Annotated in this window: 19 protein-coding genes; 15 read left to right on the top strand and 4 right to left on the bottom strand. The window is 60.9% G+C overall.

What is annotated here, in order from left to right; genetic code table 11:
• Positions 1-15 precede the first annotated feature (15 nt).
• From kduD to C8D99_RS02745, 5 genes are all read left to right on the top strand, one after another.
• Positions 16-777, top strand: coding sequence for a 2-dehydro-3-deoxy-D-gluconate 5-dehydrogenase KduD (gene kduD / locus C8D99_RS02765; protein ID WP_133956150.1), 762 nt, complete (start codon positions 16-18; stop codon positions 775-777).
• 61 nt (positions 778-838) lie between these two features.
• Complete coding sequence (locus C8D99_RS02760; RefSeq protein WP_133956148.1) at positions 839-1,780, top strand: tripartite tricarboxylate transporter substrate binding protein; 942 nt, start codon at positions 839-841, stop codon at positions 1,778-1,780.
• Between the two features lie 86 nt (positions 1,781-1,866).
• On the top strand, positions 1,867-2,334 hold the full coding sequence (locus tag C8D99_RS02755) for a tripartite tricarboxylate transporter TctB family protein (RefSeq protein ID WP_133956146.1): 468 nt from the start codon (positions 1,867-1,869) through the stop codon (positions 2,332-2,334).
• An 11-nt stretch (positions 2,335-2,345) separates the two neighbouring features.
• Positions 2,346-3,818: a tripartite tricarboxylate transporter permease gene (locus C8D99_RS02750; RefSeq protein ID WP_133956144.1), complete on the top strand. Its 1,473-nt coding sequence runs from the start codon at positions 2,346-2,348 to the stop codon at positions 3,816-3,818.
• Positions 3,819-3,851: 33 nt separating this feature from the next.
• Positions 3,852-4,865 (top strand): Zn-dependent oxidoreductase, encoded by a 1,014-nt coding sequence (locus C8D99_RS02745; protein ID WP_133956143.1) that lies wholly within the window; start codon positions 3,852-3,854, stop codon positions 4,863-4,865.
• Positions 4,866-4,926: 61 nt separating this feature from the next.
• Here the strand turns inward: C8D99_RS02745 and C8D99_RS02740 are convergent, their stop codons facing one another.
• Positions 4,927-5,832, bottom strand: a complete 906-nt coding sequence (locus tag C8D99_RS02740; protein ID WP_166669968.1) for a DMT family transporter — start codon at positions 5,830-5,832, stop codon at positions 4,927-4,929.
• 240 nt (positions 5,833-6,072) lie between these two features.
• Positions 6,073-6,291, bottom strand: coding sequence for a hypothetical protein (locus C8D99_RS02735; RefSeq protein ID WP_133956139.1), 219 nt, complete (start codon positions 6,289-6,291; stop codon positions 6,073-6,075).
• A 100-nt stretch (positions 6,292-6,391) separates the two neighbouring features.
• Here C8D99_RS02735 and C8D99_RS02730 point away from each other — a divergent pair, with 100 nt between their 5' ends.
• Positions 6,392-7,552 (top strand): iron-containing alcohol dehydrogenase, encoded by a 1,161-nt coding sequence (locus tag C8D99_RS02730; RefSeq protein WP_133956137.1) that lies wholly within the window; start codon positions 6,392-6,394, stop codon positions 7,550-7,552.
• Between the two features lie 61 nt (positions 7,553-7,613).
• Here C8D99_RS02730 and gyrB read toward each other — a convergent pair whose 3' ends face one another.
• Positions 7,614-9,518 (bottom strand): DNA topoisomerase (ATP-hydrolyzing) subunit B, encoded by a 1,905-nt coding sequence (gyrB, locus tag C8D99_RS02725; protein ID WP_133956309.1) that lies wholly within the window; start codon positions 9,516-9,518, stop codon positions 7,614-7,616.
• Between the two features lie 2 nt (positions 9,519-9,520).
• Positions 9,521-9,739, bottom strand: coding sequence for a hypothetical protein (locus tag C8D99_RS02720; RefSeq protein ID WP_133956135.1), 219 nt, complete (start codon positions 9,737-9,739; stop codon positions 9,521-9,523).
• 109 nt (positions 9,740-9,848) lie between these two features.
• Here C8D99_RS02720 and C8D99_RS02715 point away from each other — a divergent pair, with 109 nt between their 5' ends.
• The 9 genes from C8D99_RS02715 to C8D99_RS02675 all read left to right on the top strand — a co-directional run bounded on the left by C8D99_RS02715 (position 9,849) and on the right by C8D99_RS02675 (position 21,887).
• Entirely contained in the window at positions 9,849-10,751 is a 903-nt protein-coding gene (locus C8D99_RS02715) for a YitT family protein (protein WP_133956133.1), read from the top strand.
• Between the two features lie 241 nt (positions 10,752-10,992).
• A complete protein-coding gene (locus tag C8D99_RS02710) occupies positions 10,993-13,734 on the top strand; it encodes a DUF3160 domain-containing protein (RefSeq protein WP_166669967.1) in 2,742 nt (913 codons plus the stop codon).
• Positions 13,715-14,617: an AmmeMemoRadiSam system protein B gene (amrB, locus tag C8D99_RS02705; protein WP_133956129.1), complete on the top strand. Its 903-nt coding sequence runs from the start codon at positions 13,715-13,717 to the stop codon at positions 14,615-14,617. Before C8D99_RS02710 ends, amrB begins: the two co-directional genes overlap by 20 nt.
• Before the next feature lie 97 nt (positions 14,618-14,714).
• Positions 14,715-17,219 (top strand): helix-turn-helix transcriptional regulator, encoded by a 2,505-nt coding sequence (locus C8D99_RS02700; RefSeq protein ID WP_133956127.1) that lies wholly within the window; start codon positions 14,715-14,717, stop codon positions 17,217-17,219.
• 117 nt (positions 17,220-17,336) lie between these two features.
• Positions 17,337-17,630, top strand: coding sequence for a hypothetical protein (locus tag C8D99_RS02695; protein ID WP_133956125.1), 294 nt, complete (start codon positions 17,337-17,339; stop codon positions 17,628-17,630).
• Positions 17,631-17,703: 73 nt separating this feature from the next.
• Positions 17,704-18,399 carry a hypothetical protein gene (locus C8D99_RS02690; protein WP_133956124.1) on the top strand — a complete coding sequence of 232 codons (696 nt, stop codon included), beginning with the start codon at positions 17,704-17,706 and terminating at the stop codon, positions 18,397-18,399.
• 178 nt (positions 18,400-18,577) lie between these two features.
• Complete coding sequence (locus C8D99_RS02685) at positions 18,578-18,763, top strand: hypothetical protein (RefSeq protein ID WP_133956122.1); 186 nt, start codon at positions 18,578-18,580, stop codon at positions 18,761-18,763.
• An 88-nt stretch (positions 18,764-18,851) separates the two neighbouring features.
• A complete protein-coding gene (locus C8D99_RS02680; protein WP_133956120.1) occupies positions 18,852-19,472 on the top strand; it encodes a hypothetical protein in 621 nt (206 codons plus the stop codon).
• 480 nt (positions 19,473-19,952) lie between these two features.
• Positions 19,953-21,887: a right-handed parallel beta-helix repeat-containing protein gene (locus C8D99_RS02675; RefSeq protein ID WP_274542660.1), complete on the top strand. Its 1,935-nt coding sequence runs from the start codon at positions 19,953-19,955 to the stop codon at positions 21,885-21,887.
• Positions 21,888-22,082: the final 195 nt, after the last annotated feature.

The raw sequence follows: 22,082 nt of genomic DNA, 5'->3' as shown, positions 1-22,082 counted from the left end.
GGAAGGCGAAAAGAAATGATACTCGACTCGTTCAGGCTTGACGGCAAGGTGGCCGTCGTAACGGGAGCCCGCAAAGGCCTGGGGTTCGGCATAGCGGAAGGTCTCGCCGAAGCGGGGGCCGACATCGTGGGCGTGGGGCCTCTTCCCATGCCGGAGACGGAAAAGGCGGTGACATCCCTCGGCAGGAAATTTCTTTACGTGGAGGCCGATCTGACCTCCCAGGAGAGGATTCCGGACATCGTGGCGGAGACCGTGGCCGGCCTCGGGTCGCTGGACATCCTCGTGAACAACGCGGGCATCATCCGCAGGGCGGACTTCCTGGAGTTTTCAGAGAAGGACTGGGACGACGTGATGAACGTGAACCTCAAGAGCCTGTTCTTCCTCTCCCAGGAGGCGGCACGGCAGATGGAAAAGCAGGGCAGGGGCGGCAAGATAGTGAACATTGCTTCCATGCTCTCCTTCCAGGGGGGCATCCGGGTTCCTTCCTACACGGCGAGCAAGAGTGCCGTGGGAGGCCTGACGAAACTCCTGGCCAACGAACTGGCGAAGTACGGGATCCAGGTGAACGCCATTGCCCCCGGCTACATGGCCACGGACAATACGGAAGCCCTCCAGAAGGATCCCGTCAGGAACAAGGAAATCCTCGCCAGGATCCCCGCAGGCAGGTGGGGGACTCCCGACGACCTCAAGGGGGCGGCGGTATTCCTTTCGTCGGCCGCTTCCGACTACCTGACCGGCTACATCGTCGCCGTGGACGGCGGCTGGCTCTCCAGGTAGGAGAGCGGTAGAATAAATGATCGCGGCATCATCATTCCCAACATCCAAAGAGGAGAACCACATGAAAAAAGCAGCACTCGTACTGGCACTGGTTTCACTGATCTTCGGCAGCGCCGCATTCGCGGCCGATTTCCCGGCGAAGAACATCCGCCTTCTCGTCCCCTTCGCGGCGGGCGGCGGCACCGACGCAGTGGCACGGGCCCTTGCGGCTTCGGCCGAAAAGCACCTTGGCCAGCCCGTGGTCGTCATGAACAAGGCCGGCGGTTCGGGTGCCGTGGGCATGACCGAGGGCGCCATGGCCAAGGCCGACGGATACACCGTCACCATGGTCACCAGGGAGATCGCCTGGCTTCCCCAGATGGGGCTCGCCCAGATCACTCCCGACAACTTCGACCTTCTCGCCCTCATCAACGAGGACCCCGCCATCATGCTCGTCCGTCCCGACTCGAAATTCACGTCGGTGAAGGACGTTCTCGAGGCGGCAAAGGCTGCGCCGGGATCGGTGAAGTTCGGCAGCACCGCCAAGCCCAACTTCTACCTTCTCGCCCTGGAGCTGAACCAGAAGGTCAGATTCAACCAGATTCCCTATAACGGCGCAGCGGAGGCCATCCCCGCCCTTATGGGCGGACACGTGGACTTCACCATGGTCAACCCCGGCGAAGCAATTTCCCAGATCAACGCCGGCCAGCTGAAGCCCCTCGGCGTGGCCTCCGACGTCCGCATGGCCGGGCTTCCCGATGTTCCCACCATGACCGAGCAGGGATATCCCATCGTTACCGGAACCTGGAGGGGGCTTGCCCTGCCCAGGGGAACCCCTGACGCCGTAAAGGCCGTTCTCGGAAACGCTTTCCGGAAAGCCGCCCAGGAAAAGGAATTCACCGACTTCATGAATGGCAGGACGCTGGGCATCCGGCTCATGAATTCAGACGAGTTCAAGACCTTCGTGGACAACGACGTGAAAGCCCTCACGGAAATCGTGGAGGAAGTGAAAAAGCAGCAGTAGCAGATCCTTTCCGAACAGGGAGGGGCTCCCTTCCGGGCAGCCCCTCCTCTTTCGTGCATCCGCAGAAATTACGAGGAGAATGACCAGTGAAAAAAGCGAATTACTGCATAGCGGCGGCGTTCCTTCTTTTGGGCGCCTTTGTCCTGTATTCGGCGGCCAACTTCCAGCAGACCCTGATCCAGGACGACTACGTGGGGGCGGCCTTCTTCCCCGAGCTGCTGGCGTGGATGACCATGGGGCTCGCCCTTTTTCTCGGCTGGCTCACCTTCCGGGGCAGATTCGACGACGACGGCCGGACCCTTTCCGACCTTTTCCCAAGACAGATCCTCATCGCTCTCGCCGGCCTTGCCGTCATCACCGTGTACGTGCTGTTCCTCGACTATCTCGGCTTCATCCTGGCCACCGCGGCCCTCAATTTCGCCCTGCTCCTGCTCTTCGGGGTGCGCAGCCCCCTTTCCCTTGCAGTCTTTCCCGCCGCTATTTCCATTGCGGTGTACGGTGTATTCTATAAACTGCTCGTGGTTCCTCTGCCCGAGGGACTCTTTTACTTTTAGGAGGAACGGCCATGTTTTCTCTGCTTCTTGACGGACTCCAGACCACCTTTTCTCCGGGAATCTTTCCCTTCCTCCTCCTCGGCGTGACGGGAGGGATCGTCATAGGCGCCCTGCCGGGCCTCACGGCCACCATGGGCGTGGCGGTGCTCCTGCCCCTGACCTTCGGCATGGAATCGACCCGGGCCCTGGTCATGCTGGCCGGGGTGTACATCGGCGCCATCTACGGAGGGTCCATCGCGGCCATCCTGCTGAAAACTCCGGGAACCCCGGCTGCGGCGGCCACGGTTCTCGACGGCTATGAGCTCGCCAGAAAGGGAGAGGCGGCAAAGGCCCTGTCCGTCTCCGCCATCGCCTCCTTCACCGGCGGCATGGTGAGCACCGTCATGCTCATTACCATTTCCCCCGCCCTCGCGAATTTCGCCCTCCGCTTCGGAGCCCCGGAATATTTCGCCCTGGCCATTTTCGGTCTCAGCATCATCGCGAGCATCTCCGGCAAGAGCCCCGTCAAGGGACTGCTGGCAGGCATGTTCGGCCTGCTCATCTCCACCGTGGGTCTTGATCCGGTGACCAGTTTCCCCCGGTTCACCTTCGGCGAAATGAACCTCTTCAACGGTTTTGCCATCATTCCGGTGCTCATCGGACTCTTCGCCCTGGCGGAGGCCTTCGTCCAGATGGAGAAGATTTTTGAACCCTCCCATGCCATCGAGACCAATTTCAAAAGGGGCATGATCTCTCTCAGGGAGACCGTCACCCTTATGCCCACCATGATCAAGTCCGCCCTCATCGGTACCTTCATCGGGTCCATACCCGGCGCCGGCGCCGACATCGCAGCGTTTGTCAGCTACAACGAGGCCCGGAGAAGTTCGAAAAAGGGCAGCGAGTTCGGGACGGGATGCCTCGAAGGCATAGCCGCCCCGGAGGCGGGCAACAACGGCGTCACCGGCGGGGCCATGGTCCCCCTGCTTACCCTCGGCGTTCCCGGAGACGCCGTCACGGCCATCCTCCTCGGCGCCCTCATCATCCAGGGACTTCAGCCCGGCCCCCTCCTGTTCACGAAAAACGCCGACGTGGTGTACGGTCTCTTCGCCTCCCTCTTCGTGGGGAACATCCTCATGCTGCTCATCGGCCTGCTCGGCGTCCGGCTCTTCTGCCGGGTGGTGGAACTTCCCAAGAGGATCATCATCCCGGTGATCATCACCCTCTCCATGGTGGGGGCCTACTCCATGAACAACAGCATTTTCGACATGTGGGTCTGCGTCGCCTTCGGCGTCATAGGGTATATAATGCAGAAAGCGGACGTGCCCTCGTCGCCCATCATTCTCGCGGTCATCCTCGGGCCCATGGCGGAGAGCAACCTGAGGAGGGCCGTGCTCATGTACGAGGGAAGCTACTCCTTCCTCTGGACCCGTCCGATCGGTGTGGTGTTCCTGGTCCTGGCGGCATTGTCCCTGTATTCATCCTACCGGCGGGCCCATGCCTCATAGGGGGCCGGGGAGAGAAGAAAAGGAGAACGGATCATGAAGGTTGTCTTTGTAGAGAAGCCCCACAGTCTGGAAATCCGGGAGGTTCCCGTTCCCGGGCCGGGAAAGGGAGAAGTGCTCGTCCGGGTCCGTGCCGGAGGCATCTGCGGCTCGGACATGCATATCTACCACGGCACCAACCCCCTGGCGAAATACCCGAGGATCATCGGCCACGAATTTGCGGGAGAAGTTGCCGCCCTGGGTGAGGGCGTGACGGAGTACGCCCCCGGCGAACGGGTGGCGGTGGATCCCGTCACCAGCTGCGGAACCTGCTACCCCTGTTCCATAGGCCGCCCCAACGTGTGCGAGCGGCTGGAGGTCTTCGGCGTCCACAGGGACGGCGGCTTCGCCGAGTTCGTCGCCCTTCCCGTGAAGAACCTCCACAGAATTCCCTCCGACTGGTCCTTCGAAAAGGGAGCCCTCGTGGAGCCCTTCACCATCGCGGCGAACGTCCTGTCACGAACGGAGTGCTCCGGGGGCGACCGGCTGCTCATCCTGGGCGCCGGGCCTATCGGCCAGGTGATCCTGCAGGCGGCCCGGAGGCTCGGGACGGCCTGCGCCGTGGCGGACATCGTGGACGTGCGGCTTGAAAAAGCCCGCTCCCTCGGGGCGGAACTCACGGTCAACACCCGGAAGGACTCCCTGGAGGAGAAAGCGGCGGAATGGACCGGAGGAGCCGGCGTACCCCTCATCATCGACGCCGTGGGAAGTCCCGACCTGTTCCCCTCCCTGCTCCGGATGGCGTCCCCTGCGGGCCGCATCGGCCTGCTCGGGTTCTCGAAGGAGCCTTCGTCCTTCGTCCAGCTCGAGGCGGTGAAGAAGGAACTCTCCATCTTCGGCTCCCGCCTGAACAGGAACAAGTTTCCCGAGGTCATCTCGTGGTTTTCCGGCGGTGAGGTGAAGCCGGAACTTCTCGTATCCCACAGGTTCCCCTTCGAACAGGTCCGGGAGGCCATGAAGTTCATCGAGGATAATCCGTCGGAGGTGTGCAAGGTCATCCTGGAGTTCTAGACCACGGGCAGGAAAAGAAAAGCCCCCGCACCTTCCGGTGCGGGGGCTTCCTTTCATGATGTCACGCGGTGACGGTGAGCACTCCTCCGAGAATGCAGAGGATGCCGGCCCACTGCACGGGCCGCATGGATTCGTGGAACATGACCACCGCCATGCCTGCCGCGATCAGGGGGCTTGTGGCCGTAATGGGCGTCGCTACCGACACGGGGATGATCTGTATGGCCAGGGCGAAAACATACCCTCCGGCGGCGAGGCCGAAGGTTCCGGCGGCGATGGCGTACGCCCAGATTGTCCTGGGCGCCCTCAGCAGGTGGAGGCGCTTTTCCGGTTCCTTTCTCGTTCTCCATGCCCAGATGCCCCAGGAGACAGCGAAGAGGAACAGGGCACGCCACAGGGTGATGGATGCGGCGGGGAGGTCGTGGACGGACAGCAGCCATTTCTGGAGCACCATGACGGCGGCCCAGCAGAAAGCGGCCGCCAGGGCGAGAAGAAAGCCTTTCCAGGAGGCAGTTTCATTCCCGGCGCCGGCGGCCCTCCGGCCTCCGGATTTCAGCATGAAAAGGCCTGCGATCATGACACCCGTGCCCAGGACCAGGGGAAGGGTAAGCGACTCACCGAGCCAGAAAAAGGAGATGGCGGTGACGAAGAGGGGATAGCAGCATGTGGTTCCCACCGCCCTGCTCACGCCGATGAGTTCGAGGGACTTGAAATAGCAGAGGTCGCCGAGGACGTTTCCCACGAGAATGTTGATGAAGACGAAAAGGAGCAGCCAGGAAGGAAAGCGCCAGAGGATGAAGGCGTTCGGGTCGAAAATGCAGAAGATCAGCGAAGCCGCCGCAAACCCGATGGTACGGGAGGCGGACATTTCGGTATGATCCAGGAAGGCGAGCCCTTTTTTCAGGAACACGGGGCCGAGAGCCCAGAAGACGGCCGCGGCACAACAGTACAAAACTCCTGCGAAATACACTGGTATTGCCTCCCTGGTCGCAGTGACCGTTATTCTCCTCCGGAGCCTCCGGATTGAATGCAATAATAGCATACAATGTCACGGCGGGGAGCGGCTGCACGAAATCTGTCTTCTTCTTCAAAAGACCGATCCGGGAAATCCGGCTGAAGAGGAGGCGGCAGGCAAAAACAGCAAAACATCGGCACGGCCGGACTTCTTTCGCCGCGCTGCTGTCCGGGAGGTTAACGGGGAGAGAGGGATTTACCTGAAAAACGGCAGCAGATTCCGCCGTTCGGATATCCAGCGGATGGCAAGGGAGTCCGTCCAGTTTTTCGACGGGTTGAGCATGAGATCGAGGGAGACGGCGAGGAGTACGATGGTAATGCAGATGAAAACCGTGTAAAAGATGATGCGGATCTGCCCCGCAAGGGCTGAGGGCCGCTGCGCTTTCCGCGGGTTCCTTTTCGTTTCCGTTCCCATGATATCATCTCCTTCGTTCTACGCCGCCATTATACATCCTCCGGCTTCCGGGGGTACAATACTGTCCATGCCGGGATTTCTCCGGCGAAAGGAGGAAAACATGCAGAATTTCACCTTTTATGCTCCGACAAAAATCATCTTCGGCAGGGATACCATTCCCCAGATCGGAGAAGCCCTTGCGGCAGACGGAATATCCCGGGTGGTCCTTGTCGCCGGAGGAGGCTCCATCTACAAAAACGGCGTCCACGAGGCGGTGACGGGGTCACTGGAGAAACACGGCATCCGCTTCGCCGAAATAGGGGGCGTCCGGTCGAACCCCAGGCTGTCCAAGCTCCGGGACGTCATCACCCTGCTGAAGGGGGAAAAGGCTGAAGCCGTGCTCGCCGTGGGCGGGGGGAGCGTCTTCGACACTGCGAAGGCGGCCGCCATGGGGGCTCTCTACGACGGGGACGTCTGGGACTTCTTCTGCGGGAAGGCAGCGGTGAAGGAAGCCCTGCCCGTCTACGGAGTGCTGACGGCGTCGGGCACCTCCTCGGAGATGAACAATACCGCTGTGGTTACCAGGGAGGACGATGAGAGCAAATGGGCGATCGCGTCCCCCGTCCTTGTTCCAAAAGTGTCCGTCATCGACCCCTCGGTGCAGGCGACTCTTCCGGAGAGCCAGACGGTGAGCGGCGGAATCGACGCCGTCACTCATGTCCTCGAGGCCTACGTGATCTCCTGCCCGGGGCTTGACTTCGTCCAGGACTACTGTGAAACCCTCATCCGGGCCATGATGCGCCGGATTCCCCAGCTCGTGAAGAATCCCGCAGACTACGAGGCCCGGGCGGAACTCGCCTGGTGCTGCTCCCTGGCCCACAACGGCCTGAGCAACGTGGGCCGTCCCGTCCGGGGGGATTTCGCCTCACACCGAATCGAGCACTCCCTCAGCGCCATCTTCGACGTCCCCCACGGCACGGGGCTGGCCATCATCATGCCCGCCTGGATGGAATATGTGTACAGGGACGCGGAACCGGTGTTCGAGCGGCTCGCCGCCAGCGTTTTCGGCATCCGGGACGGTGAAGACCGGGCTCTGAGAGGCATCCGTGCGCTGAGGGAGTACTTCCGTTCCCTCGGCTCTCCGGTGACTCTCCGTGAAGTGGGCGTCGCGAAGGCCGATCTGCCCAGGATCGCCGACAACGCGGCGAAGCTCGCCCCCCTCGGGGCGGTGCGGAAGATCGAACGGGAGGACATCCTCCGGATACTGGAGACGGCCTGGTAGAGAGCAGAAAAAGGGGCCTCCGGCAGATGCCGGAGGCCCCTTTCAGACTCGTTTTCCGTCCCTAGATGTCCAGGTTGCGCACCTCGTGGGCGTGGGCGGCGATGAAATCCCGCCGGGGCTCCACCTTGTCCCCCATGAGGATGCTGAAATACTCCTCGGCCCCCATGAGGTCGTCGATCTCCACCCTCTTGAGCACCCTGTTCTGGGGATCCATGGTGGTCTCCCAGAGCTGTTCCGGGTTCATTTCGCCGAGTCCCTTGTACCGCTGGACGCTCATCTTCGTCGGGTCGGCGGCGTTGTCAAGGATGTTTCTGAGCTCTTTCTCGTTGTAGCAGTAGGAGACCGTCTTCCCCTTCTGCACCCGGTACAGGGGAGGCTGGGCCAGGTAAAGGTATCCCTTCTCTATGAGGGGCTGCATATACCGGTAAAAGAACGTGAGCAGCAGGGTGCTTATATGGGCTCCGTCCACGTCGGCGTCCGTCATGATGATGATTTTGTGGTACCGCAGCTTGCCCGGGTCGAAGTCGTCCCCCACGCCGGCGCCCAGGGTCTGGATCATGGTCCGGATCTCCTGGTTTGCCAGGACCTTGTCAAGACGGGCCTTTTCCACGTTCAGGATCTTGCCCCTCAGCGGAAGGATGGCCTGGAAGCTTCTGTCGCGCCCCTGCTTGGCGCTGCCTCCGGCCGAATCTCCCTCCACGATGTAGACCTCGGTGTTTTCGGGGTTCCTGCTTGAGCAGTCGGCAAGCTTTCCCGGAAGGCTCAGGCCGGTCATCACCGATTTGCGGACCAGTTCCCTCGCCCTCTTGGCCGCCTCCCTCGCCTGCCGTGCCTTGATGGCCTTTTCCACCACGGACTTCACGACCTGGGGGTTGTCCTCGAACCAGGCCAGCAGCCCCTCGTAGACGATGGAATCCACGATGCCCTTCACGTCGCTGTTTCCGAGCTTGGTCTTGGTCTGTCCCTCGAACTGGGGGTTGGACAGCTTCACGGAGACCACGCAGGTGAGCCCTTCCTTCAGGTCGTCTCCCGAGAGGTTCTCTTCCTTCTCCTTCAGGAGCTTGCCCCTGCGGGCAGCCTCGTTCACGCCCCGGGTGAGGGCGGTCCGAAGGCCGGAGACATGGGTGCCTCCCTCGACGGTGTGGATGAGGTTAGCGAAGCCGAAGACCCTCTCCAGGTAGCCGTCGTTGTACTGGAGGCCGATGTCCACCGAGACGCCGTCCTTCTCGCCGGAAATGGTCACCGGCTCGGAGAAGAGCACCGTCTTGCCCCGGTTCAGGTATTCGATGAAGGACTTCATTCCGCCGTCGTAGCGGAATTCCTTGACCTTGTTCTCCCTCTTGTCGTCGAGGGTTATGGAAAGTCCCGGGTTCAGGAAGGCGAGCTCCCGGAGCCGGGCGCTCAGCACTTCGGCGGAGAACTTGACCTCTTCGAAGATGCCCCCGTCCGCGAGGAAGTGGACCATGGTCCCGTTCTTCTCCGTGGGGATCCCTTCGGAAAGCTCCGTTACCGGGATGCCCCGCTCGAACCGCTGGGTGCGGGATTCGCCGTTCCGGCAGATGGTGATCTCGAGCCACTCCGACAGGGCGTTGACCACAGAGACGCCCACGCCGTGAAGACCGCCGCTGACCTTATAGGCGCCGCTGTCGAACTTGCCTCCCGCATGGAGGGTCGTGAGCACCACTTCCGATGCGGGGCGGCCGTTGGAGGGGTGGGGGTCGGTGGGGATGCCCCGCCCGTTGTCCTCCACGGAGATGCTTTCATCGGGGTGAATGGCCACGTAGATGGCGGTACAGTATCCTCCGATGGCTTCGTCCACCGAGTTGTCCACCACTTCGTAGACCAGATGGTGAAGCCCTCTGGCCGCCGTGTCGCCGATGTACATTCCCGGACGTTTCCTGACCGCCTGGAGCCCCTCCAGGACCTGAATGCTGCTGGCCGTATACTGGCGGGCCGCCGGACTCATCGTCATGTTCTGTTTCCTCCCATTCGTCTGCGAAGAGGCATGGCGTTTTCCCTTGCCTCTTTGCTGAAAGCGTTGTATCTTTTATCCAGCGTTTCCGGGCGGAAGCCCGTCGCCAGTATTGTTCCGTCGTCGAGATAGACGGCCGTTTCGTCGCCGTGGCGTATCATGGCGATGACGCGCCGGATGGAGACCACGCACTGTCCTTCAAGAGGAATAAACATGTTTCCCCACTCCGCTCCGTAGGTCTGCAACCAATCTATTATACCAGACCGGGAGCGGGATTTCGGGCAAAGAGGGCAATGATTCCCATTGCAGAGGAGGAGAAGCACCATGAAATTTGCGACGCTGAAGGCCGGTCTCCGTTCCGCCGCCGGACGGTTTGTTCAGGATGTTAAGGACGAGTGGAGGGCATTCCTCGCCGTGACCGCCGGAGTTTCCCTCCAGGCCCTGGCTGTGGTGCTTTTCGTGCTTCCGAACCGCTTTCCCGATCTCGGGGTGTCGGGCATTGCCGTGCTGTCGAACTACGTGTTCGGCATTTCTCCCGCGTGGGTGATCCTCGCTGCCAACGGGCTGCTCATGATCTGGGCCTGGAAGGAGCTGTCCCCCAGGTTTGTCCTGTGGACCGCCTGGGCGGTGGTGCTTTTCTCCCTCCTGCTGAAGGCCTTCGAGTTCGTGCCGGTGCCCGTCATCGGCGACAAGTTCATGGCGGCCATGGTGTCCGGGGCTATCCGCGGGCTCGGTGCCGGCATGGTGTTCCGTGTGGGGGGATCCACCGGGGGCCTCGACATCCCCGGCATGGCCCTCAGAAAACGGTACGGCATAGAGATGGGGCAGTTTTCCATCTACATCAACATGGGGATTCTGGCCCTCTCCTTCTTCGTGGTGGGGCTGGAATCAGCCATCTACGGCGCTGTGGGGCTCTATGTCTTCGGCATCGTTCTGGACAATACCACCCGCTCCTTTGACCGGAGGAAGCAGGCCTTCATCATCACCCACATCCCTGACGAAGTGTCCGCGTATATCAACCTCACCCTTCACAGGGGGGTCACCAGGCTGGACGGCATGGGAGGATACTCCAAGCAGCCCCGGCCCGTCCTCCTCACCCTTCTGGAACCCAGGCAGGCCATGCAGCTGAAGAAATTCCTCGCCGAGCACGATCCCACGGCCTTCATGTCCGTGGTCGAAGCATCGGAGGTGCTGGGCAAGGGATTCAAAAGCTGGAAGAGTCTGTAGCGGTCCCGGATCTTCCCAGACTCCCCGGGGGACAGTGCTGCTGTCTCCTCAGAAAATGGAATTGCAGGAGTATTCTTTACCATGAAGGCTTTCTTCATGGTATTGTTTTGTGGGAAACTGAAGCCCCTGTGCTTTTCCCGGGCAGGGAAGCGCCGGAAGGGAAGAAGCGGGGGAAATGGGCCGGGGTTTTTCCCCGGAAGACCGGACATAAACCGCCGGCACGAAGGAGGAGGTCATGGGGATGAACGGAACAAAGACCATGGGAACAGGGTGGGGAGCATTGTTGCTGAAGGTTGTTCCTCTCTGTGCTGTCCTTATTCTGGCACTTGGCGTCTTTGCCCCGGCGGCGCAGGCAAAGAGCGCTTCCGGCCCTGCGGGCGGTGACGGCCTGTACGTCGTCACCGCGGATGTGGTGCCCATGTTTGGAAAACCCGCCGCGAAAGTTCCCCAGGTGACGGATCTCTGGGAGCTCCCGGATTTCTACGGGGTCGTGGTCTACGGCAATCACCTGAGGGTGCGTACCATAACGGACAGCAAGCTCAGGCAGTTCGCCGGCGGATGGTACGCCCTTCTTTCGCCGGAGGACGGGGAGGTGCTCTGCTATATCCAGAAGAAGGGCATCGAAAAAGTTCCGGAGCACACAAGCTTCGAAGCCCGTTCCTTCACGGTGAAGAAGGACGGCGCGGAATTGCGGCTTCAGCCCGGGAAAGGCGCAACGGCCCGCAGCATCTCCGCCGGGGAATTCTCCCTTGCCCGGGGGGAAACGGTGACGGCGGTGGGCGAATTTTCTGAAGGAAAGGAAAGCTGGCTGCTTCTCGAATTTTCCACCGACACGAGGTTCGGCAGCGGAGGCGTGGGCTCCCGGTACGCCTGGGGGAAAAAGGCCGATTTCGGCTCCCTGGAAGGCTATGCGCCCGACAATTCCAGGATTGACAAGGGGCTTCTGCCGTCGAAGATGCGGTACTCTGCCATGTCCTCCTTCTACGGGGACGGTTTCCGGGGTATGGACGCCCCGGAAAAAATGACGGAATTCCTTCCCGTAACGAAGGACATGGCCGCCTCCCTTCTCAGGAAAGGCTTTTATATCGACGATCCGTGGCCCATGGACGAAAATGCCCTCCAGGTGGACGACCTGGCGGATTACTACAGTTTCACCACCGACTACCAGGCCGATTTCATCACCACCGACCTTTTCCTCCACGCCTTCCACCTGGTGTTCAGCCGGATGCTGCAGAAATTCGAGCGTACCTTCCTGGCCCCGGCCCTCGGGGAAAGCATGAAGACGGCCCTGGCCGCCCTGGCAGGCGTCGAGGGCGCCTGCTCCTCTGCGGGAGCGGGGGAGACCTGGGAAACGGCCCGGGACATGTTCTCCATTCCCCTTGCCCTTCTGGAAGAGACGCCGGGAACACGGACAAGGCTGTCGAAAAACGCGTCCGAAGAAGTGGCCCGGATACTCGCCGCGGCGGATGTGACGGATTCCGCCGTCACGGGGGCGAAAATCGACTACACATCCTTCAGGCCCCGGGGACATTACACTCTGAGGCCGGAGCTGGAACGGTATTTCCGGGCCATGAGCTGGCTCGGCTCCGCCGAGCTTGTCCTCTTCGCCGACGACGGCACGCCGAAGCCAGGGAACGTCGCCGCGGCGGCCCTGGTGTCTCTCGTCCTCGGAGAGCAGGAGGAACAATGGAACGCCTTCGAGGCTCCCATCGATTTCCTCGTGGGCGCGTCGAACACGGGAGGAACCCGCATATACCGGAAGCTGGCCAAAGAGCGCATGGGAGCCCTTGCGGGAGCTCCCGTCCGGCTGGCCGACGGCAGGGTTCTCTCTGCCCTGGCCGACGAGATCAAAAAGACGGTTCCCGGCCCCCTGATCCAGAGCACCCCGGGCGGAGACGACGGCACGAAGGACTTCGCATCCCGCCTTCCCGTCTTCCGCATGTCCGGCAAGCGCTTCACCCCGGACGCCTACGTGATGAACATGCTCACCTCCCCCCGGGTGGGAACCGACGCAAACCCCCGCAATCTCCCGGAGGGAACGGATGTCATGGCCGCCCTGGGGTCCCGTGCGGCCGACGGCCTGGCGGCGAAAAACAGCCGCGTAAAGGGCTACGCCGAGGCGCTGAAGAAGCTTAAAACATGGATGAACGGGCACCTCGCCGGAGAGGAATCGGTCTACTCCCTGTGGATAAAGGCCTTCCAGGAGGGATTCCGGGATTCCGGCTCGGACCAGTTCTTTTACAAATCTCCCGCGTGGCAGTGGAAGAAGCTCTCCACCTGTTCCGCATCCTGGGCCGAGCTGAAGCACGACACCGTGCTCTACGCCGAGCAGTCCGGCGCCGAGATGGGCGACGGCGGCGACACCGAAGCGGGACCCTTCGCCCCCCCGCAGCCGAAGGGGTACGTGGAGCCCGATCCCCGTACCTTTGACGCCCTCCTGTCGGCGGTCTCCCGGCTGCGGTCCTTCATCGGCGACTTCGGCATGGAGCCGGATGACGAGGAATTCGAGAAAGAGGGCATTCCCTACGCCTCCAGGCTGGAAACCCTGGCGGAACTGCTGTCCATAGCCCGGGACATCGCGGCGAAGGAGACCGGAGGCAAGCCCCTGACGGCGGAAGACTACGGGAATATCAAGTATCTGGCCCGGGCTTTCAACGCCCAGCTCCTGCTGCCCGGAGAAATGGTGGATGACAGGGAGCAGCTCAAGATGGCCCTGGTCACCGATATCGCCACGGACTATTTCGAAGGCCGGGTGCTCCACATCGCCTCCGGCAGGCCCCAGAGAATCCATGTCTTCGTCAACGACGCCTCGGGCGGCCCCCGGGTCACCAGGGGGTTCATCTTCTCCTACTACGAGTTCGTCCGCTCCCTGGAGGGAGGCCGCATGACAGACGAAGAATGGAAAGCCCTGGTCTACGATCAGGCCCGGTCAGGAGAGCTGAAAAAGCACCATCCTGCGTGGTATGAAGAGCTTCGGAAATAAGCTCTTTACGGCAGTGATGCTTCTCTGCATCCTTGCCGCAGGGAGCGGAATTCTGCAAAGGGCGGAAGGCGGGGCTGAAACCGGCTCCGCCTTCCCTGCAGGCACAAGGGGCGGGGAACGGGTGACGCCGGTGCGCATCACCGGCGGCATCGTTCCGCACCATGATATTGCCCTCGGCATGATACAGCGGTTTTACGAGCACCTTGGGTCGCCGGAGGTCCGGCGGGTATGGCTGCTTTCCCCCGACCACTTCCGCCGGGCCCGGACCTTCGCGGCCCTGTGCCCCGACGACTGGCCGACCCCGGAACGGCTTCTCATGGCAGACCGGGAAGCCTGCGAAATACTTTCGTCCCTGTCCGTGGCGGGAGCTGACGGAGCCCTGTTCCGGCGGGAGCACGGCATAACGGTCCACATCCCCTTCGTTGCCCGGCACTTTCCGAACGCATCGGTGGTTCCCATGGTGATCGGCGCACGGACGCCCGACCTGGCTCTTATCATCCTGAAAAACGCTATTCTGGATCTGCTCCGTGACGGGGATGTCATCATCCTGAGCATGGACCTGTCCCATTACAAGACACCGGAGGCCATGGCCGCCGAAGACCGCAGGACCCTGGACGTCCTGGCCAATATCCGGCCTGCCGGAACGAAGACCATCGACGTGGATGCCCGCCGTGCCGCAGCCCTGGTGCTGATGCTCTTCCGCGAGGTCGGGATCGAAAAAGGAACCGTCATCGAGCACGCCGATACGTCGTCCGTCCTGGGCCGCAGGGTGGAGTCGGGAACGAGCTATGCCGCCATCCTGTACGGGACGTCCGGCGAGGGGACTTCGGGGAAGCCCCCCTCTTCTGAAGCAGACATCATCGTGAAGGAATATAAAGACTAAATATTTAGTCATACATCCGGAAATTTCTCCGGCCATTGTGCATTATTATGATGCTGTGCGAAAAGCGGCTGCAGAAGGAGAGAATGGAGGGCCATCCATGCAGAAAGAGGCGAACCCCCGGCTCCGGGGCGGAACCTGTGTCTTTCCCGGGCACCTCAGAGCGCTTCTCGAAAGAATGTCCGGCTATCCCCTCACGGTGGTGGAGGCGCCTTCCGGCTTCGGGAAGACCACCGCCGTCAGGGAATTCCTTCGGGAAACGGTTCGGACGAACAGCAGCGGGAACTGGTACACCTGTTTCGGCGAACGGCCCTCGAAGGCCTGGGAAGGCTTCTGCCGGCTCCTGGGGACCGTGGACATGGAGGCAGCCCAGAAACTCAAGAGACTCTTCCCTCCCTCGGTGGAAAACCTGCCGGATATCGCCGCTGTTCTGGGCCAATGCCGATGCGACGGGGAAACCTTCCTCGTCATCGATAACTACCAGCTCTTCGAGACGGATATCCCCTGCGGCCTCATAGGGGCCTTCTCGGCCCATGCCAACGAAAACCTCCACATGGTGTTCATCACCCAGCCCCTTCCTTCCTGCGGGGGGGACATCCGCCACAGCGGGCACATCCACCGGCTGGACACGAAGGATTTCTTCTTCGACCGGGAATCCACTGCCCGTCTCTGCCGCCTGTCGGGAGCGGACGTCTCGGAACGCGACCTGGACTACATCCAGAGCGTTTCCGAGGGATGGGTCTCCGCCATCCTGCTCCAGGCGTCGAATTTCAGGGAGACGGGATCTTTCGCCCGGGTGCCCGACATGGAAAGCCTTATCGAAACTGCCGTCTGGAACAGGATGCCCGGAGAGACCCGTACCTTCCTTATGGGAGCCTCACTGCTCGACTCCTTCACTCCCCGGCAGGGAGCCATCGTCGGCGGCTGGCCCGTCCTGCCCGGGGACGTGACCAGGATGCTGAGAAGCAGCTTTTTCATCTCCTACATCGCCGACAAGAGCGCCTATTCGATTCACAGCATCCTGAAGGAATACCTCCGCAAACAGTTCGAGAACCAGCCTCCCGCCCTGGCGGACGTCCTGATCCGAAGGGCCGGGGACGCCTGCAGGGATGCCTCGGACTACTTCGAGGCGGCAAAATTCTACATGAAGCTCCGGGACTGCGATGCCATCCTCTCCCTGCCCTTCACGGGCAAATACCTCAACGAACAGAAGGAGAAAGAGATCATCGGCTTCCTTGAAGAGCTCGTTTCGAAGTGTTCCGAAGACACCCTCCGGAGATACCCCTTCGCCCTTCTTCTCTTTGCCTTCCATTTCCTGAAAAGCGGCATGCGGGACCGGTTCTCCCGCATGGTGAGCCTGCTGCGGGGCATCATCGCCGGTCCGGGGGACCTTCCGCAGGAAGACCTGTCGAGGCTGAAGGGCGAAACGGCCCTGCTTCTTTCCTTCACCGAATTCAACGATATCGCGAAAATGAGTGCCTTTCACAGGGAAGCCTTTGCCCACCTTTCATCGGCAGAAGGCGGCGCCTACCCCCGGTCCGTTATTTTCGGCCTGACTCCCTGGACCTTCGGCATCCCCTCGGTGCTGAGCCTTTACTGGAACAGGACCGGCGGTCTCGACCATGCTCTGGACCTCATGGACGAATGCATGCCCTGGTATGTGAAGCTTGCCGCCGGCCACGGGACGGGGGCGGAGGTCATGATGCGGGCCGAAGCCCACCTCTGCCGCGGAGAGGAGGCGGAAGCGGAAACTCTGAGCCACAAGGCCCTGTATCTGGCCCGGGAAGCCGGGCAGATCAGCCTGTGTCTCTGTGCGGAACTGGTCCTGGCCCGCCTTGCGATTCTCCGGGGGGATGGCGCGGCTTTCGGGGCCGTCCGGGAGAACATCGCCAGGTATCGGAAAGAGTCTCCGGAAAGGGCCATCGCCAGGATGGTGGAACTCTGCCTTGCCGTTCTCGACCTCTCCCTTGGAAAGACGGAAGAAATTCCGGGCTGGCTCCGGGAGGCGGAAAGCATCCGGAAGGTCCTGTATGTCCAGGGGCATCCCTATGGACTCATGTTCTTCGCGAGGCTTCTCTTCCTTGAAAAGCGGTACCCGGAACTCTACGGCATGGCGGAACCTGCCATGGAGATGGCTGCCGGAATGAAGTACGAACTGCCCCGGCTCTGGATGCTGCTCCATCTGGCCGCCGCGAAAAAGGAGGAGGGCCGGGATGCCGCCGCCATGGAGTACCTGGGACAGGCGCTCCGCGCCGCGATGCCGGACAGGATGTATCTTCCCTTTGCCGAATTCGGCACCTCCATGGTGCCCCTGCTTCAGGCAGCGAAGAACGGCTTCGGCGGGAACGCGCTCGAACCCGTCATCGCCCTGTGCAGGCGGGGAGGCGCGGGAATTTCTTCAGTACTGGCCCGGATTGAACCGAAATATTCCCTCCTGACCCCCCGGGAACGGGAGATTGCCCTTCTTGCCAGGGAGCGGCTCACCGCCGCCGAGATCGGCTCCCGGCTCTTCATCTCCGAAAACACGGTCAAGTCAGCCCTCAAGCTCATCTACAGCAAGCTGGATGTCCACTCGAGAAGCGAACTGGCCAAAAAAGACTTTTAGGATGGAGAATCACCCCTGACCCCCCTGAAAAAGGGGGTGCGGGGCATGGCTCTGTATCCCAGAATAGGTGCACAGACTTGCGGAAGGACTATTCTTTTTCGAGGAAGTGACGGAAGGATGGAAGGACACACCGGGTATTTCAGAAGCGTGAAAGTCCTGCCGGGATACAGGATGGAGGTCGAGACGGCCACCTGCTCCCGCATCGAGTTTGATTTCACGTCCCGGCTGAACACCATCCGGTTCGGAACCCTGCGGGACAGCGGCGTTTTCGCTACAGCCTCAACGGACGGTGACAATATCCTGTTCAGAAAAAACGACGAGATCAAGGTAAAGATATCGGCGCCTGAATTTATCGACCTTCTCCTCGTGGACAGGACTGCCACGCAGGCCGGGGGTGATTCCGGGAACTGACAACAAGCCCGGGAAAAGTTTGCGGGAAGTCCGGCCGGGAACAAAGGGAACTACACACAGGGGAGGGAAGGCCATGAAAAAAAAGGTAATGGCGGCGGCAGTGTTCTGCGCGATTTTCGTTCTGACGTTCACTTTGGGGGCCCTTGCTTTCGAGGGAGTCCCGAAAAACCACAGGAAGCTCATGAAAAATGAAGACTACGCCGGGGCTTACGAAGGGATGGCCGCCGTGATGGCCGAAGCGAAAGAGAAGCTTGACGCCAAAGAATACAAAGCCCTTGAACAGGAGAACGCCAGGGCCATAGCCGAAAGCGTCAGGGAAGACATGGAATCCGGCGGCTCCACCGAAGCCGAGGCGTACTCCACTGCATACTGGATGCGGAGCGAGTACGTCAGCAGGGGGGTTCTCGTGTGGGACTGGCTTCGGAAAAATCCGAAGGGAATCCAGGGGTATTATCGGCTGAAGAGCAGCGAAGCCGAAGGGTACATGACCATCATGGAGAGCGACGAAAAGGACGTCTATTCCGTCTACTTCCTGGTGGCCATGAAGGAGACCCCGGACCTTCCGGGGGAACTCGACGGCATGGGAAAGCTTGAAGGAAACAGCATGATCGTGGACGACCTCCGGAACGACGAAGTTTCGGTGAAACTTGTCTTTGACGGTGAAGCTGCCGTTCTTACCTCCCCGGAAAAGGAGAAAAGCGCCTTCATTGAAGAATACGGCGCGTCCTTTGAAGGGAAGTACGTGAGGGAGACAAAGGGCGGAAAGTGAGAGCAATGCTTCTGCCGTTCCGTCACAATCCGCCGGGAAAAGGGGTCCCGGCGGACGGTTCCCGGGCGAATGTCAGTGACCGGGAAAACAGCCGGATGCAGCGCTTCCCGAAGGAGGCCATGGAGTCCGCGCCCATGAACATGCCGGCAAACGCCCTTTCTGAAAGGAGGCGGTGAGAATGCCCCTTTGGGCCGCAGCCCTGCTGCTCCTGCTGTTTCTTACGGCATCGGCCTTCTTTCTCCGGAGGGGGGTTACGCGGAGGGGTACAGCGGCCTTCCCGGCGGGAATTCTGTTCATTTTGCTGGGGGGCGCTGTGATTTTGTACCTGGCAGCGGCGCTGTTTTTTCTTTCGTCCATCGACTGAACGGTGTACGGCCGGGAGATACACAGAAAGGGAGGTATTCCGCCCTGAAAAAGAAAAAGACCACATTCTCAGGAAAGAGGTGACCGGAATGAAAAAAATGACCGTGCTGTGCCTTGTTCTCTCGCTGTTCGTTTTCTCATGCACCGAAACTTTTGCCGCATCAGGATCCAAGAAGGGATTCTCCGCCGCCGAGCTGAAAAGGATGAGCACCTTCCTGTCGAACTTCACCGAACTCGGTTTCATGGACTTCGACGCGGAAGTCCTCACAAACGAAGACGACCCCGCCGACATGATCCGCTTCGGCATCTGGCACAACTATATCAACAACTACAAGAGCCGCATCGCCCGGTGCAAGAAAAAGAACTGCGAGTGGGGATCCCTCGTCATCGAAGGCAAGTACGTCACGGAAAGCATAAAGAAGTATTTCGGCGTGGACTACAAAAAGCTCGCCAGCGTCACCGAGTCCGACCTGCCCTTTTACTATGACGGCACGTACTACCACTTCGAAGGGGCGGACGGCGAGGCCGTGTACTATGCCCGGGTGGACGAGGCGTCCCGGGATTCCGAAGGCCGTATCGTCATGCGGGGTGAGATCTACAATACGGAGGACAAGGACGACATCCTCGGAAAATTCACGGCCCTGGCGAAGCCCCACACATTCGGAGGAAAGGACACCTGGGCGATTCTGCGCATGGAGACGGAGTTTTAAATCTCCCCGTCCTGCGGTGCCTCAGAGAAATGGGTTTCCGCGTTGCTTCCATTCGTTCCCGGTCTGCCGTGCGGACGGATGAGCAAGCAAGTGAAAACGGCGGGGTGAAGATCCTTCCCGCTGAACAGGTAAAAGAAGGGCGGTGCTCCGAAAAATGGAGAACCGCCCTTCTGCTTCCTGCGCCGGTTTCTGTTCGTCATCGCGAGGCGGGCTATTGCCGGGGAATCCCGCCTTTGCCCGGAGTTGTTTTTATTGCATATCCCAAAAAGGTTCAGGAGATAGCATCAAGGGGCTGCGCTTTATTGTATAATATGCCCCGTTTGACTTTTTTTATGAACGTATCTTCCATTCCAACTATTTCAAGCGGGGTGCCATTCTATGTCATTGTGTCGTAAACTGCCCGAAAAGCTGCTTTCTCTGCTCTTTTTTCTGTTGTTTCTTTTCGCCCGGCCCATGGTGTCGGAAGGGGCGGTCTTGTACGTGAAAAATGGAGGAACAGGCGACGGCTCCTCCTGGGCTGCGGCCGCAGGCGACCTGCGGACCGTGCTGGCTGGAGCAAGCAGCGGCGACGAGATCCGGGTTGCTGCGGGGAGCTACAAGCCCCACGCAGACGACCGGGGGGTCTCCATCGTCCTGAAGAACGGCGTGGCGCTCTACGGAGGGTTTCCTGACACTGGAAACCCCGCCATGGCCGACCGGGACCCTGAGCTCTATCGCACCATCCTCACCGGCGATCTGCTTGGCAACGATATCTTCGATGCGGCCAACGGCGGATACCAGGGTGGAACCGGAAGCGACAACAGCTACCACGTGGTCTCTGCGGACGGCGTGGGCAGCACGGCAGTCCTCGACGGCTTTTTCATCACCGGCGGAAACGCGGACGTTGACGGCGGCGGGATGTACAACACCGACAGCAGTCCGACCGTGACGAACTGCACCTTCTCGGGGAATTCCGCGGCCAACTCCGGCGGCGGGATGTTAAACACCGGCAGCAGTCCGACGGTGACGAACTGCACCTTCTCGGGAAACATCGCGACCAACCACGGCGGCGGGATGTCCAACTGGTACAGCAGTCCGGCGGTGACGAACTGCGTCTTTTCGGGGAATCGGACGAACGATGGCGGCGGGATGTTCAACTTTGGCAGCAGCAGTCCGACGGTGACGAACTCCACCTTCTCGGAGAACATCGCCACCAGCGCGGGCGGCGGTATGTACAACTGGAACCTCACCAGTCCTACGGTGACGAACTGCGTCTTTTCCGGAAACACTGCTGCCTGGGGCGGCGGGATGGCGAACAATTCCAATAGCAGCGCAGTGGTAACGAACAGCACCTTCTCGGGAAACACGGCGACCATCGACGGCGGCGGTATGTACCACTGGTACGGCAGTACGACGGTGACGGACTGCATCTTCCTGGAGAACACAGCGAACAAGGGCGGAGGCATATACAGCGGGTTCGGCAGTGTGACGTTTACGAACAGTACTTTCTCGGCGAACAGTGTAGGAGATGAGGGCGGAGGCATGTTCAACACCAACAACGCCCCCGCGGTGACCAACTGCACCTTTTCGGGGAACACCGCACACAACTGGGGGGGAGGCGGGATGTACAATGGTAACAGCATCCCGACGGTCACCAATTGTACCTTTACGGAGAACAGGGCCTCTTGGGGCGGAAACATGTACAATTTCAACAGTAGTCCAACTATACTGAACTCCATTTTCTGGGCATCTTCCAGCGAAGAAGTTGAGAATGCAGGAACATCGGCTCCCTCGCTCACCTCCTGCGTGGTCCAGGGAGGGTACCCGGGAGGAACGGACATTCTCGAAGGCGATCCCAAACTGGGGCCGCTGGCGGACAACGGAGGCCCCACGCAGACCCATGCGCTCACCGGTGGCAGTTCGGCCCTCGATGCCGGCCGGCCCGTGGGAACCGTGGTGAGCGGTGCCGTGACGGTGCCCGCCGCCGACCAGCGCGGCATCTCCCGTCCCCGCGGAACGGGAGTGGACATCGGCGCCTGCGAGATGGCCTTTGGAGGCCTGCAGGTGATCATCCAGCCGGAAGCGGCCCGGACGGCCGGAGGGAAATGGAGCGTGGACGGCGGAACGACGTGGAAGAACTCCGGAGAAACGGCGGAAAACCTTCTGCCGGGGAGCTACGCAGTAACCTTCGGTGACGTGACCGGGTGGACGAAGCCAGCGGCCCGGACGGTTGACGTGGCCCAGGGGCCTGCCGTGCCGGTCACGGGGACGTATGTGCAGCAAAACCCCGACCCCGATCCCAGCCCTGACCCCAGCCCTGACCCGGCCCCTGACAATCGCGGGGGCGGAGGCTGCTCCGCCGGAGGGGTCTTCTCCCCCTCAGTGCTATTGCTTCTTGCGCCGCTGGCGCTTCTTGCGGTCGGGCGAACGAGATAAAACGGCGGGGTGAAGATCCTTCCCGCTGAACAGCCAAACGAAGGGCGGTGCTCCGAAACAATGGAGCACCGCCCTTCTGTTTTCCGGACTGCTCCTGTTTGTCATCCTGAGGCGGCTTCATCGCCGAAGGATCTGGTCTTGAATCTGAAGGCCCTAAAAAAAGATCCTTCTCATCTGGGGATGCTCCCTCCGCTT

The organism is Aminivibrio pyruvatiphilus, from assembly GCF_004366815.1.
Taxonomy (GTDB): domain Bacteria; phylum Synergistota; class Synergistia; order Synergistales; family Aminobacteriaceae; genus Aminivibrio; species Aminivibrio pyruvatiphilus.
The sequence above is the reverse complement of the archived record's forward strand: the minus strand, read 5'-3'. Positions and strand labels throughout refer to the sequence as shown.